The sequence below is a fragment of the Bradyrhizobium sp. Ec3.3 genome, assembly GCF_000472925.1.
GTDB lineage: Bacteria > Pseudomonadota > Alphaproteobacteria > Rhizobiales > Xanthobacteraceae > Bradyrhizobium.
Map to the genome: position 1 here is coordinate 13079 of NZ_AXAS01000034.1, position 23724 is coordinate 36802.

A 23724-nucleotide genomic window follows, 5' to 3' on the forward strand; every position below is an offset into this window, starting at 1 on the left:
GAGGTAAGGCATTTGGCATGTGTGGGATCTTTGGATGGGGTCTTGGGGCCTCGAGGCATCAGGATCGTGAGACTCTTATCAGGCTTACCGATCTGATGTTTCATCGAGGGCCTGACGGCTCGGGTTACTGGCTTCACGAGACATCTGATGAGCGATTTCAAATCGGCTTCGGCCATCGCCGGCTTTCGATTATCGATATCGGTGGCGGCGGGCAACCAATGTCGAGTGAGGACGGCCGCTTTACATTAATCTTCAACGGCGAAATCTATAACTACATCGAACTGCGACAGGAACTCGTTGCCCTTGGCCACCGCTTTCGCACGAACTCAGATACCGAAGTGCTCATCGAAGCATATCGCGCTTGGCACCTTGATGCAGTAGGTAGATTTCGCGGCATGTTCGGCTTTGCGCTTTGGGATGAAGCAGAACAGCGCCTTATCCTGGCCCGCGATGCCTTCGGGAAAAAGCCGCTGTTTCTCGCCGAGTTGCAGGGTGGTCTTCTGTTCGGCTCAGAGATTGAGCCGCTCGTTCAGTTTCCGGGCTTCAGCCGAGCGTTCGATTTCGAAGCACTGGGCCACTATCTTCTTAATCGCTACGTTCCGGGGCCTCTCACGTTCTTTCGTGCGGTGAGGAAGCTGCAGCCTGGTCATTATGCCGTATGGCAGAACGGAACGCTGAAAACGACGCGCTATTTTACGCCACCAGTTGCGACGACGATGCCGGAAGTCAAGTCGTTCGGCGATGCAGTTCGCTTGTTCGAAGAGACATTCGATGAGGCCGTTCGAATTCGTATGCGTAGCGACGCGCCGTTCGGCGCCTATCTTTCGGGTGGGGTCGACTCGTCGGCCGTCGTTGCGACCATGGTCAAGCATAGTGGGGAGCCCGTGCGAACGTTCTCCGTAGGCTTTCGGGAAGCGGAATATTCGGAGCTCGATCACGCACGTGCCGTTGCGGAACAGTTTGGTACAACTCACAATGAACTATTCGTCGAACCCGATGCCTTCATGGAGCATTGGTCAACCGCGGTCTTACGCCGTGGTGCTCCGGTCAGCGAGACATCTGACGTTCCGATCTTTATGCTTTCGGAAATCGCCTCTCGTAGCGTTAAGATGGTGCTCACGGGAGAAGGCGCCGACGAGCTGATGGGAGGATATGCGAAGCATCGGGCTGAGCAGTGGATAGGTCTGTATCAATGGCTGATGCCGCACTTGCTTCACGAGCGACTAATCTATCCACTGGTGCGTTCATTGCCGTACGGGATGCGGCGCGTAAAGATTCTTGCATTGGCTGCGGGCGAACGAGACCTGGTGAACCGCATGCGAGTGTGGTTCGGCGGCACTTCAGTTGCCGAAGCTGAGGCGATGCTCGGCCGACGCCTCTCGGCAGCGCCGCCGGATGTCTATCCGTACTCGTCTGGGCTCGCATCCAGTCTGCGGCGCACATTATTCTTCGATCAGACGTCCTGGCTTCCGGATGATTTGTTGGAACGCGGCGATCGAATGATGATGGCGGGGTCGATCGAGGGGCGGATGCCGTTTATGGACACGATGCTGGCCGGCGTCGTGGCGCGCTTCCCGGATGAGTTTCTGACGGGAGGCAAGGGCGGCAAGACCGTGCTGCGCGCAGCAATGGACAAGATCCTTCCGCAGTCAATCCTGCGGCGCAAAAAGGTCGGATTCCGTGTGCCCGTCGGAGAATGGTTTAGAGGCCCTCACCGGGATCTCGTACAGGACATGCTTGTGAGCGAGAGTTCATGTGTAGCGCGAATGATAAGCGGCTCCAAGCTTCGTAGGCTTGTAACAGACCACCTTAGCGGTCGACAGAACCACGAAAAAACTCTTTGGTCGTTGACAAACCTTGAAATATTCCTGCGCACGTTTAGGATACCAACGTGAAAATAGCGCTCTTACTTTTGTATCCGTCTCCGGAGCTCGGCGAATATCCAATCTGGCTTTTCCACGGGGCGGCGCGTAGCTAGCGTTCGGCGCATTGGTCGGCATGATTTCCGATGCAAGGAGCTCGTGCCTAACCGCCCGCGGTACGGGCTCGCCGCCCTTGCCTTGCGTCAGAAAATCTTCCTGCAAACGCCCTGGCCGGCATCAGCTGAGTCAAAAGAAAAGCGCCTACCGCCTAAAACCGAAGTCGCACCCGTCGGCGTTGATCGACTTGTCAAACGAAAGCAGCGGAGATTCGAAATTCTTGGATGCGTAGATTTTGTGATTCGAAAGAACCACCAGCACATCCGCCCAGCCGTCGACCTTTTCGATGGGAAAGAGCTCGAGATCAAAATCCTTCACGAACGGATCGTGGCAACGGATACTGTATTTTTTCGAGAGAAGCTTTGCAACTTGCAAAACCGGAGTTTCCCGAGCATCGTCGACATCCGGTTTGTAGCTCACTCCCAAAATTCCGATTCTCTGAACGGACGGCCCGATCTTGTTTTGAATTCGCTCGGCAGTGTGCTTCGGCATTTCGTCGTTCAGTTCGCGCGCGGCTCGTATAAGAGTCAGGTCGCTGATGTCTTCGGTCAAAAACCACGGATCAATGGCGATACAGTGGCCCCCGACGCCGATCCCCGGTTGCAAAATGTTGACGCGCGGATGCTTGTTCGCAAGCGTGATCGCTGCCGAGATGTTGAACTTGAACTTATCCGCAATCAGGGAAAACTCGTTCGCGAGAGCGATATTGACGTCGCGGAATGTGTTTTCCATGAGCTTCACGCACTCAGCAGTTATCAGATTCGTTTGGTGAATCGCGCCCTTGGTGAAGCTAGAATAGAGACGCGCCGCTCTTTGTGCTGCTTCCGGCGACGTGGCGCCAATGATGCGGTCGTTGTGCACGATCTCATGTAGCGTGTTGCCGGGAATCGCGCGCTCCGGGCAATGCGCGACTTCGACATTCAAATGTCTCGACTGCAGAATTGGAAGTACGACGTCTTCACAAGTCTTCGGTTTGATTGTCGATTCGATGATGAGGAGATTTCCATCTTTCATGACGGAAAGCAGGCTGTTCACGGCCGCAACGACGAAGGACAGATCGCACTTCTTGTCTTTTTGCGGAGTCGGTACGGCCACAACGAAAACGTCGGCCGGTCTAGGTTTCGTCTCAGCTTTGAAATTGTCAGTCTTCAAAGCCGCCGTTAGCAATTCCGGAATACCTTTCTCTTCAAAAGGGCAGCGACCGCTGTTGATCTCATCTACTGTCTTCTCCCTGAGATCGACGCCTGTAACCCTTAGGCCCGCATTCGCGAACAACAGGGACGTCGGGAGTCCCATGTAACCAAGGCCTACAACGCAAACGGTATCCTGCGTTTGCAGAACCGGCTTCACATCGTGGCCCACAATGACGTCGAGAATCCTCTCGGCGGTGTGGCCGTCACCAAACGGATTAGTCCAAGGTTTGATCGGGCGATTGAGAGCCGCTATCATCGCCTCCGCGTTTCGGTGAACCAACACATTCGCGCCGACATCGACGGTTTCGGGCCGTTCGGTGCGATCGCGAATCGTCACGCAAGGGATGCCGAGGATACATGCTTCTTCCTGCACACCGCCCGAATCCGTAATAACGGCCGAGCAATTCGAAAGCAAATTCAAGAAATCTGAATAGCCAACGGGTTCGGTCCAAGTCAGATTCGCAGGCAAATCAAATTTGTTTTCTTTGAGAACCTTCTGGGTGCGATAATGGATTGGCCAACACACTCTACCTGGAAGTTTCGTGATCAGTTGGATGATTTCCTTCAGCGCACCTGGATCGTCGACGTTCGCGGCACGGTGGGACGTGAGAAGGAAATAACCCTTGGTTTGCAATTTCAGTTCCGAAAGAATCCGACTGTGTTTCTCCGCTTGAACCCGATGAGCGAGTAGAGCGTCGACAATCGTGTTACCGACCATGAAGATTTTCGACTCGGGCAGACCTTCTCTTATCAAGTGGCCGACCTGCAAGTCGGTGACGGCAAATAAATAATCCGAAATATGATCGGCGATAATCCGGTTGCTTTCTTCCGGCATCGTTTGGTCAAACGAGCGTAATCCGGCTTCGATGTGCCCGACTTTTATGCCAAGCTTGCGCGCCGCGAGTGCGCCAGCCACGACCGTGTTCGTGTCTCCTTGTACGAGCAATACGTCGGGTTGCTCCGACATTAGGATCGGCTCAAGCTCAATCAAAATGCGGCCGGTCTGGTTTGCGTGACCGCCGGAGCCGACATTCAGATTGTATTTCGGCGCTGGAAGATCGAGTTCTGAGAAAAAGATCCCGTCGAGCTGCTGCGAGTAATGTTGCTTCGAATGGATGACGAAGTAGTCGAGCTTTCGCTTCTGGCATGCGCGAATGACCGGCGCCATTTTAATGATTTCCGGCCGCGTGCCAACGAGAATGGCGATCTTCATCTGTCCTCCGAGAGCGGCTCAAACACGACCACCCGAGGAGCATAGCCTTTGAGCCGATTCGCGGCTCGACCCTTTCGGGTTACCCATTCTCGATCACAAGGGAAGAGGAGACCTGCCGGTGCGGGAATGGTATAAGGCTCTTGCCGCGATTTCGTACGGCACATGTATAACTCACTGGCGTTTGTACCCCAGCGGGACGCTTTCAGCGACTAATCGAAATATCGAGGGAGTCTGAATTGGGTCGCCTCATTCAGGATTCAGATCTGAGGAGAAAATGGGAAGGTTCGTTTGAATCCAACGCGGTTAGACATCGAAGTTGGTGCTGAATTCCTCGTACGTGGATCGAATCAGTCCGAGAGCACCGACATGCGCATATTGCACCTCACCGATTCTCTAGGCCCGGGAGGGAAAGAACGACAAATCGTCGAACTGTTGAGGGGACTTCTCGCTCACCGTGACATAAAGTCATTCGTCGCTGTTACGGACGAAGAGGAGGTTCGTTACGAAATTGGCTGCGAACTCGCGCAAGTTATCCAGCTCGTTCGGAGAGGCAAGAGAGATTTGCGCCTTTTCAAGAATTTGTACGACCTGGTCTCTGATCTGAAAGTAGATATCATTCACTCTTGGAACCCAATGTGTTCCATTCTTGCGGCTCCAGTTGCAAAAGTGTGCGGCACAGCCTTCGTTAATGGCTTTGTGCGAGACGCACCGCCGCATATTCCGCTGTGGAATAAATACTTTTTAATGGGTAAGCTGACTATCCCATTTTCAGACATTGTTGTTGCCAATTCGCATGCGGGTCTAGCCGCCTATCATATTCCAGAGCGCAAAGGTCTATGTATTTACAACGGGTTCAATCCTGAAAGAGTCTCTAACTTAACGAACGAAGCAGAGCTTCGCAGCATTCTGGGAATTACGACACCCAACGTTGTCGGGATGATTGCTAATTTCACGCCCAGAAAAGATTACGCAACCTTTGTCGAAGTAGCATGCCGCATTTGCCAACTTAGGAACGATGTCACGTTTGTGGCAGTCGGCACCGGTGAAACGTTGTCGCGAGTGCGCGATCGCGTCCCACCGGAATACGCGCCGCGCGTAAAGTTTCTGGGTCGCCGGAAAGATGTGGAAAGTATCGCAAATCTTTTCACCGTGGGAGTCCTGGTCACCAACAGCCGCCTACACGGGGAGGGTATTTCCAACGCCATAACCGAATGCATGGCATTGGGTAAGCCAATCGTAGCAACAAACGATGGGGGCACTCCTGAACTCGTCCTAGAAGGACAGACGGGATTTCTTGTGCCGAGCCACGACGCTGAAGCGTTGACGGGTCGTGTGCTCGAGCTCCTCAATGACCGAGGGCTCGCTAGTGAATTCGGCAGGGAAGGGCGTCGGCGTATTGGAGCAGCATTCTCGCTCGATGCGATGACTAACGCGTATCTCCGCCTATATCGAGGGGTGGCAGATAGGAGAGCGCGCGCGACCTTGAGTGAGGGAGCTGTTGCTAGCGCTATAAATGCCGGCGTGGAGGTCTGCCATGATGAGGATCGGACGCGAGACGCGGATCGAAGCGCGAACTGATAGCGGCACCAGCTGCGTGGTACGGGTGGGAAGCTCTCGGCTGCTTTGCCTGTGGCAGTAGGCGGATCAGGGCGAGTGGGTGCGAGTTAGGGCTGACATGCGGCGTTGCCGGTGCAGTTTCAATTTCTGTGACGACAGGATTGCCGAGCGCATACCAAGGCCGCCCGAGTGATCGCAAGTGCGATGTCGGGAGCGAACTGCCGGGTGCCGCCAGTCCGATTTGGACCGGGTACGTGAACCTTTCGCCCTGGCTGTCGGAGTGTCCGTTCCAGAGCCTACGGCACTCGCCGACTAGGTTCGTGGTTGCATAGTTGCATAGCGCTCCGACCGGAATTGCGCGATTGAGCTCGGCGTACGCCTCCGATGAGGGCCGCCTCGTGCTGACGCAGGGAGGCACGAAGACATAGATCGTATGAGTGAGAGTCGACTATGCCGAAGGGGGCAAGAACAGAGAGCTGCACCGAGCTTTATGATTCGTGGTGTATTAGACAAAGCGGATAAATCGCCATTCTCTTCGAACCTCAAAAAACATTCGATAATACCCGGTCGCAAACAAAACAATAACGTACAACACCAAGATTGCCGCAGGCCCGCCTATTGCAGCGAGCGGTGTCGATGGGTTCAGCTCGTCGGCAAAGAGCCGTACCGCGAGCGCGCAAATTGCGGATATGCTCCAGATTTTTCCGAGGCTTTTCCAATCCTGCAATCTTCCGACCGGAACGCTTATTACCTCTGAAAGTCTCTTCAGAACGAGCGCGTAAACCATCAAACTACCCAATACCGACCCTATAGCTGCGCCCGGTAAACCATAATGCCAGGCGCCGACCAAACTGGTTAACACGGCCAGAGGAATACTTGAGGCTTCGTAACGCATACTCGGCAACCCCTGTTTGAACACATTTAGCAGGGTCATAATATCTATCGAATAAATCAATGTCTGAACCAGATAGATACGTAGCACTGGCGAGCCGCTCACGTACTCCTTTGTAAACAAGAACTGGATGACTTGGTCGGAAAAGGCGAATAACGCGGCAATCGTGGGGAAAATGATCGCGCTGAGGATCAGGTTTCCTTGATTATTGAGGCGCAGCAGCTCTTCGTGATCACCAAGTGAATGGAGGTGGCTCATTTTGGGCAAGAGCAAATTCGCGACTCCGCCTCTCAGGACTTCAATGGGCATAAGGAGCGTAGTTGCGATTGAAAAAACGCCGAACAGCGCCGATGAAAACATCGTAGCCACAATCCATTGCTCGGTCTGTTTCCTCGTGTGGAATAGCAACGTGGCCACGCCAAATGGAAGAGCATACCGAAGCTGTTCACGGAATTGCAGCTTGTCCACGGGGAACAGTCGAATACCACAATGTCCTGCAATGAAATAGGCCAAAAGCCCGAGGCGTACGCAGCCAGCAATCAATGTGGCAACCAGTACCACTTCAAGTCGTTGAAAAAATACTGCTGCCGAAACTATGAGCGCGGCCCTAAGCACAGATGCAGCCACGACAGCTTGCGCCTGCCAGCGAATCTGCCCTGCAGCGTTGGGTAATACATCGAGTATCAAGCCCAAATTCCAGATAAACAGGAAAGCCGCGAGCAAAAGCCCATGGTCGTGCAGCAGGTCTTTCATGCCAAGAGGAAGAGCGTCGCGAAAGACAAAAATCAGAAGCGCCGCAATCATCGTGGTGGCGAGCAAGAACAGCACCGTCTGCCCGACATAGAGCCGGCGTCCTTCTGAATCCAAACGGACAAAGAAAAAAAGCAAGCTACGAGGCACGTCGAAGGGGAACAACAGGCCTACGGTAGTTACAAGTAGCCAGAACAGCCGATATTCGCCGAAGGCTGTGGGGCCGATCGTCCGCACTAGAACGACCGGCGTCAATAGCATGATGGCCTGTTCGATGTAGCGCGCAGCGGAGAGTGCAATGCCTTGCCGCAATATTGATGCCATGGATCAGTGACCTACTCGCCAGCCGTCAGCTGCCGATGCATCGCCGCGTAGGTCATAGCCCTTGGTTAGGCTAGCAGGCCATTCATCCGTTGCCATGACGATGTGCATCACGAACATTCATTGATTGTCGATTGAGCAGTCATCGGAGAAATCATATCAGACCTCGCGTGGCGCATCTTGAGCAAATGTATGCAAAACGGTTAAGAACAGAAGGACTTATATCAAGACCAGCGGTGGCTGATTGGCTACCCATTCGTGAGTACTCCGGTAGCGCATTGATCGTCGATCGCCGCATTGCTATGATAAGCAATGCCCTCGCAACTCCTGAAAGATCCGAAGCGCGCGCACCACTACAGGGTCGAAATCGGGCTCGCAGACCGGCTGCGCAATTCCTCGCGCGCGGAGCGCAAGCATCTTTACAGCTCGGTTTACGAAGAGCTGTTTCGCGAGGTTCCGTACCACTCGCAGCTTGTGCATAAGAGCCAGGAGACGCTGAGGCGAGCCGAGTTGCAGAAGCTGTTTGAGACGCTCCGTCCGTTCCTGAATCCTGACACGGTGTATGCGGAGGTCGGAGCTGGCGACTGCGCGCTCACGATGATGGTCGCGCCGCACGTGCGGAAGGCCTACGCGATCGATGTCTCGGAGACGGTGACGCGCGGCGTGAGCGCGCCAAATCTCGAAGTTGTGCTCTCAGACGGTATCAGCATTCCGGTGAAGGCGACGCTTATCTTCTCGAACCAGCTGATGGAGCACCTCCACCCGGATGACGCCCGCGACCAGCTCGCGAACGTGTTCGCCGCGCTAGAGCCCGACGGAAAATACTTCTGCATCACGCCGAGCCGCATGAACGGTCCGCACGACGTCTCGCGCGGTATCGATGAAGTGGCGCGCGGCTTTCACTTGCGCGAGTACACGAATCGCGAGCTAGCGGGCCTGTTCCGCTCCGTGGGTTTCGCGCGGGTGCAGGCTCTCGCGGGCATCCGAAACTTCCAGATGACGCTGCCGGTTGGCGTCGTGATTGCGTTCGAAACCATCGTCGGCTGCCTGCCGCGGAGCCTCGGATGGCGCGTTTCGAACCTGCCGATTCTGCGCCGCATCCTCGGAGTCCAGCTCATAGCGACGCGGCGCTGAGGGCCCGCCAGACACTCCTGGAGTGGTCGAGAACCAGTGTTTGGCGGAGTTGGTGATTCCTGCTGGCGTTGATGACGGCGCGTGACCTAAGCCGCAACTTGGGGCGGAGCCTCCGGCGTAGCGCAGCGCACTGCCCGCGGCGCGGCAAACCGGGAATGATCGTGTCTGACCACGGCACCGAGGTCACCCTGCAATGCCATGCTTTCCTCGAGCAAGATATTCATTCGGCGTAGGCCTCGGGTCATCGCCTGAGCCCGATGAGCTCGATCAGGTTTTCAATTCCGAAGTCGGTGAAGGCTTTGACGCCATCTTCTCCGATGCCACGGACCCAGATCACGCCATCTTCGATCTCCATTTCAATGGAGATGTCCCGCAGCCAATCTGTATCCGTCCGGTGAAGGCCGCCTTGCCGAACGAGGCGCGTTGTTGAGAACTGTCCTTATGGACAGTGATAGGCGCAGTGCCCAAGTCGAACGGCTTGAGGTGGTGGATACGGGCCGGCGGCGGCGCTGGTCCGAGGATGAGAAGCTCAAGATCGTCCTGGAGAGCTTGCAGGCGCCGCGCCAGGTCGCGGCAACAGCGCGGCGGTATGGCGTTTCGCGCTCATTGCTGCTGCGATGGCGACGCTCGTTTCGGCCGGAGCCGAAGGATGCCGCCGATCAACCTGGCTTCGTACCGGCGATAGTGGTCGCGGAATCAGAGCCGACGCCTTGTCCAGTCGCGTCGGCCAGCAGCGGCGGGTCGATCGAGATCGAGTTTGCGACCGGGGCTCGGATGCGGATCACGGGTGCGGTCGACGCGGCGACGCTGAAGGCCGCCCTGGCGGCGCTGGCAGATGGACGCCTACGGTGATCCCCATTGCGTCGGGCGTGCGGGTGTGGATTGCGACCGGCCACACCGATATGCGTCGCGGCATGAACTCGCTGGGCTTGCTGGCGCAGGAAGCCTTCAAGCGAGACCCGCACGGCGGCGACCTCTATGTGTTCCGTGGCAAAAGCGGCAAGCTGATCAAGATCCTTTGGTACGATGGACTGGGCATGTCGCTCTACGCCAAGCGGCTGGAGCGCGGCCGATTCCTATGGCCGTCGTCAGCTGATGGCGTGGTGACAATCACCCCAGCCCAGCTTGGCTACCTGCTGGAGGGCATCGACTGGCGGCTGCCGCAACATACCTGGCGACCGCAGGCGGCGGGCTGATCGCCGGGATTTGAATCGGTGGCAGGATCAGCGGTTCAGACAGAGATCGCGTCTTGTGATTCTCTGGTCGGCGATGGGCACTCATGATTCTCTTCCCGACGATGTGACCACCCTGCAGGCGATGCTGCGCGCCGAGCGAGCGGCCCGGTTGGCCGCGGAAGCCGAAGCCCAGGCGGGGACATTGCTGATCGAGAAGCTCAAGCTCACGATCAAGAAGCTGCGGCACGAGCAGTTCGGACAGTCCTCCGAGCGAGGCGCATTGCTGGACCAGCTCGAGCTACAGCTCGCCGACCTGGAGGAGAACGCGGCGCAAGCTGAGACCGCAGCGCAGATGGCAGCCGAGAAGATTGCGGTGCCATCGTTCGAGCGCCGGAAGCCAGCCCGGCGGCCGCTGCCGGAGCATTTGCCGCGGGAGCGCATTGTCTATCCGGTGCCTGCCACCTGCCCATGCTGCGGCGACAGCCGATTGCGCAAGATTGGCGAGGACGTGACCGAGACGCTGGAGCTCGTTCCACGCCGGTGGAAGGTGATCCAGCACGTGCGCGAGAAGCTCGTCTGCCGAGCCTGCGAAGCGATCACCCAGCCGCCGGCTCCCTCGCATCCGATTGCGCGCGGGCGTGCAGGGCCCAAGCTGCTGGCCCATGTCCTGTTCGCCAAGTACGGCCTGCACCTGCCGCTCAATCGTCAGAGCAACGTCTACTAGCGTGAAGGCATCGATCTCGACGTATCGACGCTCGCGGACTGGGTAGGTGCCGCGGCGGCAACCCTGATGCCGCTGGTCGATGCGATCCGGAGCCACGTCTTCGCGGCCGAGCGCATCCACGCAGATGACACCACGGTGCCGGTCCTGGCCAAGGGCAAGACCCGGACCGGCCGGCTCTGGACCTACGTGCGCGACGACCGTCCGTTTGCCGGCCCAGATCCGCCGGCGGCCGTGTTCTTCTACTCGCCCGATCGTGGCGGTGCGCATCCGGAGCAGCATCTGGCGGGCTATGCCGGACTGATGCAGGCCGACGCCTACGCCGGCTTTGGCAGGCTCTACGAGGCCAATCGCAAGGGCGGCCCGATCATCGAGGCCGCGTGCTGGGCGCACGGCAGACGCAAGTTCTTTGATCTGGCACGGCTCACCAAGGCGCCGATCGCGGCCGAGGCGGTCAAGCGCATCGATGTCCTGTTCGCAATCGAACGTGAGATCAACGGCCTTGCTCCGCAGGAGCGCCTGCGTGTGCGCCAGGAGCGTAGCCGCCACCTGATCGTCGAGCTGGAGGCGTGGTTGCGCGAGCAGCGCGCCAAGCTCTCCAGGAACAACGACACGACCAAAGCGATCAATTACTGCCTCAGCCGCTGGGATGCATTTAGCCGCTTCCTTGATGACGGACGGCTTTGCATGTCGAACAATGCTGCCGAGCGTGAGCTGCGGGCGGTCGCCGTGGGACGAAAAAATTGGACCTTCGCCGGGTCCGACGAGGGCGGCCGGCGTGCGGCTGCCATCTACAGCCTCATCGCCACCGCTAAGCTCAATGACATCGACCCACAGGCTTGGCTTGCCGACATCCTGGCGCGCCTACCGGATCACCCTGCCAAGCGCATTGACGAACTGCTGCCTTGGAATTGGCACCCTCAAAGCGTCGCTCACGCCGCTTAAGCGCGATCAGCCTTCCGCCAAAATACGGCCTAGCTGGGGGCCGTCGCCAGATGCGCACGAATAAGACGGGCTAGCTCTGGGTGGTCCAAAAATTTGGTCTCGCTGCAAATGTCACCGGGACTCCACTTGTCGGCGGATGAAAGTTGGGGCTCAGGTCACCGCCGTTCGCTCATCTCGTGCGCTCGCCGCAGATGAGCGACGGCCCCTCGCTTGACAGCGAGCGTCACCACTTTTTTGACAGCAGATCCTTCAGCGCGGCTTGTCCAGCATCGAGTCCGCCAACAGCTTCTTCAACCGGGCGTTCTCCCCCTCAAGCTGCTTCAGTCGCCGGCCTCGGAGACGTCCAGGCCGCCGAACTTACTCTTCCAGTTGTAAAAGGCCGCCTCGCTGATCCCGTGTTTGCGGCACAGATCAGCTGTCTTCGCACCCAAGTCATGTGCTCACGCAAAACCCCGATGATCTGTTGCTCCGTAAACCGCTTCCGCTTCATCGTCTGGTCCTCCTTCAGGGCCAGACTCCTCGATAAAACCGCGGGGGCAACGTCAGGCGTTCTCCTCCCCGAGCCGATACAGTTGCTGCATCTTAGCGGCAGCAGAACCATCATAATTTTTCTCTCGTCGAAATAGATACTGCAACCGCGCCAAGTTGATCATCATCGCAATGATTGGGAATACATACATGTTTTGAAGTGTTGGAAAGATTTCACGGTCAGTCATCATGCCAATTCCATATCCGAAGATGCATGCGAACAAAGCCCAATAAAGGTCACTATTCAGGCTTCGTCCGACTCGCCAAGCGCTAGTTATTCCAACGAGAAGGAAAATTATAAGCACACTGGTAAAAATAGCGCCGCAATCAAGAAAGAAGCCGATAATCGCATTATGCGCATGAACGGCGTGTATGAGGGTTCCTGTATCCCAAAGTTGGCTGGTCATCATTCCGTAGCGACCAGCGCCAAACAGGAATAGCCCGATATCGTTCGTCCATTCATTTAGCAGCGGAACCCAAATGTAATCAACGCGGCCCGTCAGCAAGCTATTGGCAGAGAGCCCGGAACTGTCTCCAAACCCTGTCGAAAAAAGAGCGTAGACGCTTTGTCCGATCCACAGAAACGATGTGATGCCGATCGCCGCAGCACCAAGAACTAAAATGTCAAACCTACGTCGCTGAATCAGAAATAGACAACACGAAACTGCTACCGCGACAAGTGTACTGCGCGATTCGACGAAAAGAATTGCCAGAAGCGATAGAGAGAGAGGTACGATCCAGAGACCGCCGCGCGTAAGAGCTCTATAGAGTAACAAGGGTATCGTACAAATGTATATAGTTCCGAGCGTATTGTAATGGATACCAATATAACCTTCGCACAACTCAGCCATCTCATCCCGGGCGCCTGAGATCAGCCCAGCCATTTCGCTCCGTTCTGAAAACAGAACGGACGGATTCATCAGGACAAGTGTGATGAAAGCGACCGATAACAACAATACGGAGAGGCAGATCACGGTCGTGAGCCTCTCGAGCTCTTGAAAGGAGCGCATGCGCTTAAGGGTAAATAAAAATGCTACAATATAGAAGGAAGGGACAATGAAAGAAGACAGTACATAGTCCGAATAGGACTCTGAAAATGAATTGGGGTAGTGACTATGAAAGAGCGGAGCATTTGGAATCGATCGAATGAAAGCAATGGTAAAGGTTGCGAAGTACAGGAGAAAGATTCTGATGGATCTTTGCTCAATTTTGTCCGTCGCGTGTAAGGGCGCACTTTTGAAAAAATAGACCAACAATATCGCTGAAAGCAAGTTGAACGGCTTGAAGCCTTGTAGGCCAAACAAATTGTCTGTGAGGAACGGTACCTCATGGAATGGCAATGCAAAAACGAACAAAAGAAAAACAATTCTTCCACTCTGCACGTCTGAATGCGCAAATGTGAGATGATAAGGAGCGTGGCCGGTATAATTCAAAAAATCCCTCATAACGTATCGGAGTTTTTGCTTCTAGTGCGGCACGGATCTAGCCGTGCCGGTGATAGCATCGCTCCCTGAGTCAAGGGGGGCCGTGACGTGACGCCAGGTGGCCCCGACCCGGTTGTTAGCGTCATATTTCGAAAATAGGCTGCGACAGTCTCGGATGGACCTGCGTTCCGATAGAGTCCATACATCCAATAGGTGGGGGTCCCAAAGCCCAAGGGGCCATGATAGTTCGCAACGTTGTTGCCATTTACCCAAACCTGCAAATACCCGCTACTGTCGTCCGACACATTGGCCCGTATTTCGATATTGATATACTGTCCAGTGTGAATTGGATTGGGGTCGGTCCAGAGGGTGAGATGTGTCACGTTTCCGGCCGCGTTACTCGGATCCAGACCCACAGGGCAATAGCGCGCGACAATCTGCAGATGGTTGCCATCAAGCTGGATGGCGAATGCAGGCGAGCCTGACGCGGCGGTGGTTTGCATTTCTGAAGTGACGAACCAGTTCGCCGTGTTTATAAATGAGCCATTGGGCCCGTTTGCCTCCACCTTAAACTGATAGTTGATGTGGATAGGAGTACCGCCCGCAATATGCTCTTGGTCTCCACTGTTGGTGGTGCGCTCAATTTCGGCGCGATCACATTCTTCGCCATCTGCGTCATCGTAGTAGGCTTTATCACCCGGGCGGATTTCGAAGCGGAGCGTTTGTGGGTCAGGATTGGTCAGGCTATAGCTCTTGCCCGCCGTATCAACTTCGTAGATGTCACCACCGATAGGAAAGCGGGTTTGCGGCTTAGTCGAAAACGAAGTGATCGACGGGGCAGCTGTTATAAATACAGGCGGGTACGATGCGCTCTCGTTGCCTGCCATATGCGTGGCAGGAAAGCTGCGAGCAGATAGACCTGCACCTCCGAAATTCCGGGGACCACTTGCGTCTGCCACAGTACCGAGGAACCTCGATCCATCAGATATGTTCACCATGCTGCCGGCCGCTGCAATGATAGCTGGTATCATTATTATCATTGCTATTCCTCTTGCCTCTATTCTTACTTGTTAGTCGGAGCATGATAATGGCAACATCTTGTTGTAAAATTCCGTCAGCGTTCTGCCGCAGAAATGCTTCGCCACCTGTGAAAAGAGCTCATTCAAATCCCGATACAATTTTTCGATTGAGTCAATCGAGGGAAAATAAGGACTACCGCCAGGCATGAGCTCCGAGGAATGCGTCATGAATTCTACATAGGGCCGATTTTGGGAGATAGCAGTGTCAAGAATGCGCAGCATAGACGTCAGATTCGACCCATTGGGGCGGAGCCAATCAAGCGGCCAAATGTAGCGCCGCACCCTGTCCGGCAAGTCAGATATGTTTTCACAAGCTCGGGTCGCCCGGATCATCAAAGCAGGCGATCGATTGATAATCGTCATTGGAACCTGCAGTAGTGAAGAGGCTCCCGGAAGCGCGATATTTCGCTTACTCATCCAATAATGCTGCTCAGGAAACCCTCGATAGTCAGTCCCTCCTGCGCTCCGCCAGTCCACATGAGGGGTTACGGAACAGTCTACTCTAAATCCGAATTCCCTCAACATATCCGCATAGAATGCATTAAGGGCCCAGCGGCCCGATCGATGGCTCAGCATTTTGACGCCGAAAACGTCCTCCAGAAAATGCGTGTGAAACTCTATCTTCTTCCGAATCTCGTCTTCTGGATATTCGATTAGAAATGGCTGGTGCCAGGCATCATTGCTAGTCAGGGGATGAACTGGGGGTGAATTCCAAGCGTGCAAATGCATCCCGATTTCGCCGGCGCCTCGAGCGATTAGATCGCGGCCAAATTCAACAAAGCCACGATCATTCGCCATTTCATAGTTGACCAGGTAGGTCGGCTTCAGTCCGAATTTCTCACATAGCGCCTGAAAGCGAGGAAGAAAGGACGCGTTGCGAGTTTCGATACTTGAACGCTTGCTCCAAATATCATCGCCCTCTGTATCGATTGTAATAAGAAAGCTTCTCAAGGCTTCTACTCTACGTAAGCAACACGTCGACATTCGCTAGCGTCCGGCAGTGAGCCGGGGAACGGGACAGATGCCGGCCAATTGCGAAAGGACGCATGGACAGCACGTTACCATTCAGGGACTACGTTCCAGCTTAGATCACTACACACCGGGTCATTCCGTGGAAATTGGCAATAAATGGGTAACCAGGATGGTCCATTGAGCCGCGGCGGCGGGCGACTAGAATTCAAAAAAGCTCTGGGTGTCAGGTGCGGATTCTCTCAATAGATTTTTCCATTCCCTACCTATTGAAGGATGAGAACTATCCGATCGGCGGGTGGGCCGTCGAACTGTTAATATGGCTTCGCGCGCTTGAAGATGCTGGCCATGAAACAGCTGTGCTTACCTGGAAGGGCGCTTTGGCCCATGTTGGTCCGGGCGAGCAAACCAAGCTGATTGAGACTTATGATCCCGCGCAGGGCGTTCGGGTAGCGAAGTATTTCTACTCGTACATTCCCAAAGTGTTGGCAGCTGCCCGCGCTTATCGTCCGGATGTCATCATCCAGGGTGCACGTGGGGTGGGCACCGGCATCATGGCGTTCGTTGCGGATCAATTGAAGGTCCCGTTCGTCTACCGTGTTGTTAGCGACGCAGACGTCGATGAACGATACAAGATCGGTCTTCGACAGTATGAATGGTTATCCTATTCTTGGGCTCGGCACCGAGCAGCCGGATTTCTCTGTCAGAATCAGTATCAACGCGACCAGTTGGCAGCACTGTTTACTGGCAAGCCCATTCACGTCATTCACAATCCTATTGTCGTGGCGGAGGACGCGACCGCTCCGTTGCTGCGCGCAGAGCGCGGATATGTCGCTTGGCTTGGGGTCTTCCGGTATCCAAAGAACCTGCCATTACTTTTTCGGATCGCTCGTGAACTTCCCGCCGTCGAATTTCGCGTGGCAGGGATGCTGTCCCGAGATGCTGATCAAGTGACCGTCGATGCCGTCAATGGTCTGCACCATCTCCCGAACGTGAAAATGGTTGGGTATGTCCGGAGGGCTGACCTTAAACCATTCCTATCAAATGCGGCGATGCTCCTGTGCACATCGCATTACGAGGGCTTCTCGAACGCGTTTCTGGAGGCTCTGGCCGTGGGCACACCTATTGTGACGCGCCGGCCTGTCGATCCGGATTTAATCGTCCTGCGTCATGTCCTCGGCGCATCGGTTGTGGACGAGTTGGAACTCTGCAGATCGGTGCAGGCAATATGGGAGCTCGACGCGGACGATCACAACGCGCTGGCGCGACGATGTCAGATCTACGTTAAGACCAATCACTCGCCGACGGCAAAAGTTACGGAGTTGATTGCCGCTTTGACGCCTCTTGTTGCTGAGCGATAATTGCTCGTCTCGCCTACGTTCTCGTCGACCTGATCTTGCGCGAGCGAGGCCGCAATCGCGTACCTGCGCTCCACACATGATCGGTGGAATGGTCTTTCTGCTCGCCGCGCTCTACCGCTAAAGCCCGTGACACTCACGGTACCAGTTCGCGACCGTGCAACACCCTCGTCGACTGTCGTGAAGGGGCGGAATCCGATGTCGCATTCGAGCTCGGCAATATCGGCGTAAGGTACCGCGACATCGCTGGACTGGCGCGTTGACCTTGCCCCCTGGACTTAATCCAGATTGAAGTTCGCTCTGGCCCATATGAGGACCAGAGCATGAAGCGCAGCCGCTTTACGGAAGAGCAGATCATCGGGATTTTGAAGGAGCACGAGGCTGGCGTGTCGGTTGCCGATTTGTGCCGGAAGCACGGCGTCAGCGATGCCAGCATCTACAAATGGAAAGCCAAGTTTGGCGGGATGGAGGTCTCGGAGGCCAAGCGGCTGAGGACGCTGGGGGACGAGAACACGCGGCTGAAGCGGCTATTGGCCGACGCCATGCTGGACAATGCGGCGTTGAAGGACCTCCTGGGAAAGAAGTGGTGACGCCCGCAGGGAAGCGGAAAGCTGTCGCCCATCTCATGGAGGCCCACGGGATGAGCGAACGGCGGGCGTGTAAAGCCATCGGCTGTTGCCGCATGACCGTCAGATACCAGACGACCCGGGCGGATGACGCTGCCCTACGCCAACGCATGAGAGCGATCGCCGAGGTGCGCCGTCGCTTCGGCTATCGGCGCCTGCATGTTCTGCTCAAGCGGGAGGGCTATCTGGTCAACCACAAGAAGCTGTTCCGGCTCTATCGGGAAGAGAGGCTCGTGGTCCGTCGCCGTGGTGGCCGCAAGCGGGCGCTCGGGACCAGGGCGCCGATGGTGGTGCCGATAGTGCCGAATGACCGCTGGACGCTCGACTTCGTCTCGAATCAGCTTACCGATGGCCGCCGCTTCCGCATCCTGACCGTGGTCGACGAGTGCACGCGCGAGTGCCTGGCGTTGGTGGCCGACACCTCGCTGTCGGGCTCCCGGGTGGCTCGGGAGCTTGACCGGCTGATCATCAAGCGCGGCAAGCCCAAAATGGTGGTCAGCGACAACGGCACCGAATTGACCAGCAACGCCATCCTGACATGGGCCGATCAGAGCCGCGTCGCCTGGCATTACATCGCGCCCGGCAAGCCGACGCAGAATGCCTTCATCGAAAGCTTCAATGGCCGTCTCCGAGACGAATTGTTGAACGAGACGCTGTTCACTTCGCTGGCCCAGGCCCGGGTCGAACTCGGACATTGGCGGGCCGACTACAACGATACGCGACCCCACTCGCAACTCGGATGGAAAACACCATCCGAGTTCGCCTTCACCTGCAACCCGCGACGGGATCTGGCGCTGCGCTATGCCGATGGCTCCGCACCAGCTCCCGTCGCTACCACCGCCCATTCGGGTAAATCCACCAGCCAGAGCGAACTCAGGACTGGATAAAACTTGGGGGCAAGGTCAGCGCGTGCATCCGGCGGTCAGCTGGCTCGACCCCGAGGTCGACAAGGGATCTCCTCGAGAGTCGTACCTTCGAGCGTCATCTGGCGGACTTTGCCGGCGGGCGATGGCTATGCCGCCTATAATCGGCACGCCAGATCGGTGTTCAAAACGAACCGCCCGGTCGGGCGGAGCCGATCGTCGGTGAAGATGGCACTCTTCACCCCGAACCCGTGAGGCGTACAGGCGTTGCCTTTGCCGATGCTTCGGATTGATGATCTGGTCGAATCATATCCGGAGGCATTCGCTCGATCCGGCCCTCCTCGGTGCTTAGACGATGTTCCGGCCCGCTCGCGCGGACGCCTCGAGCCAATAGATCGCGCAGCACTGCGACAGCGATGCCAAGAAGTAGCCCTCCAACGATCGCTATTCCAAGCACGATTCTAGGTTTTGGCGAACTTGCCCTCAAAGGAGGTGACGCCGCGCTGACGAGGTTCGCCTCAAACACCGGCGAGGATTGTTGTTGCGTCGCTTCAGTCTTACGCAGCACGTGGCGAAAATTATCATAGGCCTTTTTTGATAATTCCGCAGCGGCTGCCAATTTATCGATGGTAGCAGCTGAGTCCGCTGGCTCTTTCCGATCCTTACCATAATCCTCCAATGCCTTTTGGGCAGCTAGTGCTTGAGTGCTCAATTCGTTCAGTCGATCCTTAACCCATTTGTCGTCTTGCCAGCTGGCCCTGTCCATTGGAGGGGTAATGTATCTTTCTGCAACGGCATTTGCGATCTGCGCCGCTCGATCAGGATCTCTGGAGTCGAAGGTAATCTCGACAAGATACGTAGGGCCGACACGTTTGACCGAAAGCTTGCGTTCGAACGGTTCCAGGGCATGGCGCGCGGCGCTGGCTTCCGTCTCCGGTTTGGTCCAGCCGAGCATCCGGGATATGGATATCATCCCTTGGCCAGTCGCAAATTCCGGGTCTTGAGCAAGGCCGAGTTTTTCGATCACGGCGCTGGCGATGCTCTCAGACTTTATGATCCCGACCTGGCTTTCCACGACCGTTGAGACCGCCGCAGCATCCGCAAGGCTCGCCCTCGAGTTTACGATGATTAGCGCCTTGGCGGTGAAGGTCGGTACCGCGGTGACGAGGTAAACTGCAGCAACGCCAAGCGCCGCGAAACATGTCAGCAATATGATCGGTAGATGCCGTCGCATGAAGGCCAGCACGGCCAGCACTTCTGCCAGGGACACGACCGGGCCTGGACGAAATTCAGGCGGCCTATTGTCGCGACTTATCCAATTATCGGTCCTGTTGTTCTGCAACATTTCTCACCAGCCTGATAGTCGATGCTACGACCCAGTCGCTCATCTCAAGCTAAATCAGTACATTCCAGGTCGCTAATGGGAACTGGCAATATGTGGGTAACTACGATGGTCGGTTGAGCCGCGGAACTCCCGGAATCCGAGCGCCCTGTGTTGGGCGAATGTCCAATGGTGGGCATCAGACGAACAGGACGCTGCATTGCTTCGCGCCAAGCCATGGGGCAACGCCTATTGGCTGCCATCGCGTTGTCAGGTTCAACCCCAACGAACCACGCCCTCTTATCGGCGGCGCGGACCCGCTGGCTCGAGCAGATAGACATCGCCATCGACGAGGAGGCCTGGTGCCGGCGAGCTGCAAGCAGGTATCGCTGCGGGAGCGATGAAAAACCGGCTCCCTCGGCCTGCGCGCTGCGCGTCGTCAGGCCGAGGGGAGTGCCAGCTGCGATCTCGCGTGCCATTCACGCAAGGGCAGCTCCTGCCAAGCGTCTGGACGTCGACGAAAGTGTCGCGGCTTACCGTGGGATCGTTCGCACGACGGCAGTCGTTTCCGGGTCCCTGCGCCTACTTGTAGAGCCGTGCCGCCGCGCGAGTCCCTCGGTCCACGCCCTTGCGGAGTAGACCGTCGATAGGGGGTACCGCGACGTGACTAGACTGGGGGACCAATGGAGCCGGCTCGCTGATCTGCTCCATCTCGGAGATCACCTCGAGAGGCTTCGCAATCCCTCTGCCCGGATCGACGGCTGTGAGCGCGCGACCGCTTGCCGCTCGTACCAGCGACCCATGGTTCATTCCCCAAATCGCCGCTTGCGTCCGGTTCTGGACCCGGATCTTGCGCAGGATCGCCTTGACGTGGACCTTCACGGTAGCTTCGGCGATATCGATCTTTCGGGCAATGCACTTGTTGGAGTCGCCTTCGATAAGGCAGGATAGAATTGCCTTCTCGCGCGGCGAGAGCTGCGGCGAGATCGGGTCCTCCGACGTGACGAGGATCGCGTGCTCGTTCTCGCTGAGCGGCGTCGTTTCGCATTCGCGATTGCCGTCAAGAGCGAACGACAGAAATGCCGGCGGGAAGACGGTCTCGCCCATCGTGACGAGCTCAACGGACTTGATGAAAGCATCGCAAGAAATGACGTTAACGAAGTAGCCGTTGGCGCCTGCACGAAATGCAGAAGCAAGTTCGGCCGGCCGATAGTTGTCCGAGACGATCGCGACGCGCGCGTCCGGATATCTATTTTTCACAGATCCAATTTGTTCTCTCGCGAGATCGAAATCATCGCCGGTGTGGACGATGAGAAACATCAGTTGCTGTTCTTGAAGTGAGCCTGGCAATTCCGCGGGGCTTGACGCCGATGCGGCGATACGAAAATTTGCCGCGTGCAATATTTTAGCAATACCTTCTCTAATCAGAACGTTCTTTCCAATAAGGACCGTTCCGTAAGATTGCCGCCTCCTCATTTTACCCTCCAGCCTACGCAATGACACAACAGCGACGGACGGTTGAACTCAATTTGGCCTTTCGACGAACGAATCGTTGTTGTTAAATTGGTCGTTCTCCCTCAGCGTGTAGTCTTCAAAAATATCGAGTTACTTCGATCGTGATCCTCCTCTTTTGTCGTTCGCCGAACGTTGTCGGCGATCACTCCAGATTGCTTAAGCATTTATGAATGTTAGAGGCGAATTTCCAATCGCCCTATATATCGTTGGTTATAGGAACGGGCCTGCATATATCCGTACGATTACGATGCCTGAAAACGCCTTCTGGCACAGTCTCTGCGCGAATAAGGTCGCGATGTTGATTCAACGTTGAAGAACTTGTCGGAGTTTTTGTTCGTCGATGCCACGTCTGCGCGAACACATTCTGCAAGCGAGTTAACGGCGCTGTGCAGATCGAACGTTGAGGAAATGTCGAAGGTGTGCGGCCGTAAGATTTCGCCGTTAACCAGGCTCGTCCGCAACGGAGGCGGGCGGGCGAAGGCTGATTACCGGATTCTTACGGGGCGTTCGTCTCGCCGAATTGCTGGGTGAGAGTCGGGAAGCGAGCAGACCGGCACGTCTGTTAACCTTTAAGTATTGCTTGTGTTATTGGCACGCCTGTTAACCTTTAAGTATTGCTTGTGTTATTGGTAATTTCGAATGATTCTATCGCTTGCAGTGAAATAGTGATGGGGACACAGAGTTTATCTTTTGGGGGCGACGCGCTGAGGAGCGCCCAATGCGACGTACCAGTGTAGTCATTGCAGACCGGCATCCGGTGGTTTTGCAGGGACTGAGCAACGTGCTCGGTGGCGTAGCCGATTTCAATATTGTCGCATCTTGTAGCGACGCCACGAGCTGCATCGAAGCGATTCGGAACTTGGCGCCCGATATCGCGATCGTCGATCCCGCAATGCCTGATCTGGGCGCGCTGAGAATTCTTTCGACCGTCAATTCAGAGAATCGTTCAACGCACGTGGTGTTTTTCGCCGCGGGTGAAGATTGCGAACTGATACTCGCGGCGACGCCCATGACCTGTAGTATCATCCTGAAGGACACGGAGCCCGAAGTGCTGGTGCAGTCCTTGCGGCACGTCGCCAATAATCACAGCCTGCTGCCAGCCGCCCCATCCGAGTCGATTATGTCGCAGGGCACAAATTCGGATAGCGCGCTGACCGCGCTGACGGACCGCGAGCGTCAGATCATGCGTCTGGTCTCCGAAGGGCTGTCGAACAAGGAAATCGGGCGGCGATTGAACATAGCCGACGGCACCATCAAGGTGCACCTGCACAACATCTTTCAAAAGCTTGAAATCAGCAATCGGACGGTGCTCGCGGCGCTCGCCATCTCGCAACATGAGCGCGCGACCATCCCGCGAGAGAAGGCCCGCATTCCGGATTGAGTCCGGCAAGTGGAGAGCGCTGAGACAATCTTCACGCGCCACGCTTGACCATCTGCGCGAGCCTCTACCGGCGGGGAACGAGACGCCAGGTGTCACCGTGCGCCGGAAATGATTGGCGCGGGCGCCGCTTGATTGGCGGCGCAATGTCCCGGAGGCTTGGTGGGGTAGTCCGTCGGGGCAGGCGGCTGATCCAGAATCGCAGCCAAAGTATCGGCCGGAAAGTGTATCTATTGGTCATCTGCAGCACTGGTCCATCGCGGTTTGTCCGTTGTCTGGTAAAACGAAGTCGCGGGCGATAGCGAGCGGCTCCAGATGCGATCGCAGAGATGTGCCGACCGGACGTGGGCACATCTGGAGCGGCGGCCCTGGCCCTCCCTGCTGCCCCCTATGGTCAGGGCCGTTTCTCCACAGACAGCCTGCCAACGTGACTAAACACTGTGGTCGAGCCGCAAGCGCGCAGGCGGGCGCATCTTGATGTCCCTTCAGTTTCACCGTGCCGTCGAGGACATGGAAATTTGGAGCACGACCGGCGAGGGCTTTTCCTTTGTGATCACGTATGAGAGCTCTGCTGGTTCCGGCTTTCATGGACGTGCCGGCTATATGGCGTCGTGGCGTCCGCTCGATCAGAGTAACAGCGCGATCAAGATCGGCGGTTCGGCGTTCGCGACTTTCACGGAAGCCGAGGAGGTCTGCAACACGATGCTTGAGCATCTGAAGGGGCCGCGCTGGAATGAAGTGCACAGCCTGCAGTCAGGCGACGTCGACTTCGATGCCTGAGTT

General features: G+C 56.3%; 16 protein-coding genes and 2 pseudogenes. 10 read left to right on the forward strand and 8 right to left on the reverse strand.

The features are described from left to right. Nucleotides 1-17 precede the first annotated feature (17 nt). A complete protein-coding gene (asnB, locus tag YUU_RS0128230; RefSeq protein WP_027525404.1) occupies nt 18-1895 on the forward strand; it encodes an asparagine synthase (glutamine-hydrolyzing) in 1878 nt (625 codons plus the stop codon). Nucleotides 1896-2123: 228 nt separating this feature from the next. Here asnB and wecB read toward each other — a convergent pair whose 3' ends face one another. Next, nucleotides 2124-4385 (reverse strand): non-hydrolyzing UDP-N-acetylglucosamine 2-epimerase, encoded by a 2262-nt coding sequence (wecB, locus tag YUU_RS55250; protein WP_051389919.1) that lies wholly within the window; start codon nt 4383-4385, stop codon nt 2124-2126. 366 nt (nt 4386-4751) lie between these two features. Between wecB and YUU_RS56730 the strand changes: the two genes are divergently transcribed. After that, a complete protein-coding gene (locus YUU_RS56730) occupies nt 4752-5963 on the forward strand; it encodes a glycosyltransferase (RefSeq protein WP_084801581.1) in 1212 nt (403 codons plus the stop codon). A gap of 484 nt (nt 5964-6447) precedes the next feature. Here the strand turns inward: YUU_RS56730 and YUU_RS0128245 are convergent, their stop codons facing one another. Next, on the reverse strand, nt 6448-7908 hold the full coding sequence (locus tag YUU_RS0128245) for a lipopolysaccharide biosynthesis protein (RefSeq protein WP_027525405.1): 1461 nt from the start codon (nt 7906-7908) through the stop codon (nt 6448-6450). A 309-nt stretch (nt 7909-8217) separates the two neighbouring features. Here YUU_RS0128245 and YUU_RS51930 point away from each other — a divergent pair, with 309 nt between their 5' ends. From YUU_RS51930 to YUU_RS51935, 4 genes and pseudogenes are all read left to right on the forward strand, one after another. Beyond that, entirely contained in the window at nt 8218-9039 is an 822-nt protein-coding gene (locus YUU_RS51930) for a class I SAM-dependent methyltransferase (RefSeq protein WP_051389920.1), read from the forward strand. A gap of 441 nt (nt 9040-9480) precedes the next feature. After that, nucleotides 9481-9891 carry a transposase gene (locus YUU_RS0128260; RefSeq protein ID WP_027525406.1) on the forward strand — a complete coding sequence of 137 codons (411 nt, stop codon included), beginning with the start codon at nt 9481-9483 and terminating at the stop codon, nt 9889-9891. Next, the gene (gene tnpB / locus YUU_RS0128265; protein WP_027525407.1) at nt 9888-10235 is read left to right on the forward strand and encodes an IS66 family insertion sequence element accessory protein TnpB; all 348 of its coding nucleotides are present in this window, start codon (nt 9888-9890) and stop codon (nt 10233-10235) included. Before YUU_RS0128260 ends, tnpB begins: the two co-directional genes overlap by 4 nt. A 73-nt stretch (nt 10236-10308) precedes the next feature. Further along, nucleotides 10309-11880: pseudogene (locus YUU_RS51935) on the forward strand (IS66 family transposase). Between the two features lie 158 nt (nt 11881-12038). Here YUU_RS51935 and YUU_RS51940 read toward each other — a convergent pair. The 4 genes and pseudogenes from YUU_RS51940 to YUU_RS51945 form a co-directional block, all read right to left on the reverse strand. Then, nucleotides 12039-12370: pseudogene (locus YUU_RS51940) on the reverse strand (transposase); the annotation flags it as partial. Between the two features lie 52 nt (nt 12371-12422). After that, on the reverse strand, nt 12423-13841 hold the full coding sequence (locus tag YUU_RS0128280) for an O-antigen ligase (protein WP_156944547.1): 1419 nt from the start codon (nt 13839-13841) through the stop codon (nt 12423-12425). Nucleotides 13842-13849: 8 nt separating this feature from the next. Beyond that, a complete protein-coding gene (locus tag YUU_RS56735; protein WP_210164178.1) occupies nt 13850-14719 on the reverse strand; it encodes a heparin lyase I family protein in 870 nt (289 codons plus the stop codon). A gap of 183 nt (nt 14720-14902) precedes the next feature. After that, nucleotides 14903-15862 carry a deacetylase gene (locus YUU_RS51945; RefSeq protein WP_035663545.1) on the reverse strand — a complete coding sequence of 320 codons (960 nt, stop codon included), beginning with the start codon at nt 15860-15862 and terminating at the stop codon, nt 14903-14905. Nucleotides 15863-16110: 248 nt separating this feature from the next. Here YUU_RS51945 and YUU_RS0128295 point away from each other — a divergent pair, with 248 nt between their 5' ends. Together YUU_RS0128295 and YUU_RS0128305 are read left to right on the forward strand one after the other, a co-directional pair. Continuing rightward, nucleotides 16111-17241 carry a glycosyltransferase family 4 protein gene (locus tag YUU_RS0128295; RefSeq protein WP_084801583.1) on the forward strand — a complete coding sequence of 377 codons (1131 nt, stop codon included), beginning with the start codon at nt 16111-16113 and terminating at the stop codon, nt 17239-17241. Nucleotides 17242-17561: 320 nt separating this feature from the next. Then, nucleotides 17562-18751, forward strand: a protein-coding gene (locus YUU_RS0128305; RefSeq protein WP_156944548.1) for an IS3 family transposase whose coding sequence is annotated in 2 segments (ribosomal slippage) — nt 17562-17811 and nt 17811-18751 — 1191 coding nt in all. Because the reading frame shifts where the segments join, the coding sequence is not laid out codon by codon here. Nucleotides 18752-18965: 214 nt separating this feature from the next. On the opposite strand, the gene YUU_RS51950 is transcribed toward YUU_RS0128305, so the two are convergent. Further along, a complete protein-coding gene (locus YUU_RS51950; protein ID WP_084801586.1) occupies nt 18966-20072 on the reverse strand; it encodes a Wzz/FepE/Etk N-terminal domain-containing protein in 1107 nt (368 codons plus the stop codon). A 558-nt stretch (nt 20073-20630) separates the two neighbouring features. After that, complete coding sequence (locus YUU_RS0128315; protein WP_035663549.1) at nt 20631-21524, reverse strand: response regulator transcription factor; 894 nt, start codon at nt 21522-21524, stop codon at nt 20631-20633. Nucleotides 21525-22281: 757 nt separating this feature from the next. On the opposite strand from YUU_RS0128315, the gene YUU_RS0128320 reads away from it, so the two are divergent. Next, complete coding sequence (locus tag YUU_RS0128320; protein WP_027525414.1) at nt 22282-22944, forward strand: response regulator transcription factor; 663 nt, start codon at nt 22282-22284, stop codon at nt 22942-22944. A 474-nt stretch (nt 22945-23418) separates the two neighbouring features. After that, complete coding sequence (locus YUU_RS51955) at nt 23419-23721, forward strand: hypothetical protein (RefSeq protein WP_035663553.1); 303 nt, start codon at nt 23419-23421, stop codon at nt 23719-23721. Nucleotides 23722-23724 lie beyond the last annotated feature (3 nt).

Coding starts and splice junctions, on each gene's coding strand:
- YUU_RS51930 (WP_051389920.1), top strand. CDS start 8,218: ATGCCCTCGCAACTCCTGAAAGATCCGAAGCGCGCGCACCACTACAGG.
- YUU_RS0128245 (WP_027525405.1), bottom strand. CDS start 7,908: ATGGCATCAATATTGCGGCAAGGCATTGCACTCTCCGCTGCGCGCTAC.
- YUU_RS56735 (WP_210164178.1), bottom strand. CDS start 14,719: ATGGCAGGCAACGAGAGCGCATCGTACCCGCCTGTATTTATAACAGCT.
- YUU_RS0128315 (WP_035663549.1), bottom strand. CDS start 21,524: ATGAGGAGGCGGCAATCTTACGGAACGGTCCTTATTGGAAAGAACGTT.
- YUU_RS0128320 (WP_027525414.1), top strand. CDS start 22,282: ATGCGACGTACCAGTGTAGTCATTGCAGACCGGCATCCGGTGGTTTTG.
- YUU_RS56730 (WP_084801581.1), top strand. CDS start 4,752: ATGCGCATATTGCACCTCACCGATTCTCTAGGCCCGGGAGGGAAAGAA.
- wecB (WP_051389919.1), bottom strand. CDS start 4,385: ATGAAGATCGCCATTCTCGTTGGCACGCGGCCGGAAATCATTAAAATG.
- asnB (WP_027525404.1), top strand. CDS start 18: ATGTGTGGGATCTTTGGATGGGGTCTTGGGGCCTCGAGGCATCAGGAT.
- YUU_RS51950 (WP_084801586.1), bottom strand. CDS start 20,072: ATGTTGCAGAACAACAGGACCGATAATTGGATAAGTCGCGACAATAGG.
- YUU_RS51955 (WP_035663553.1), top strand. CDS start 23,419: ATGTCCCTTCAGTTTCACCGTGCCGTCGAGGACATGGAAATTTGGAGC.
- YUU_RS0128260 (WP_027525406.1), top strand. CDS start 9,481: ATGGACAGTGATAGGCGCAGTGCCCAAGTCGAACGGCTTGAGGTGGTG.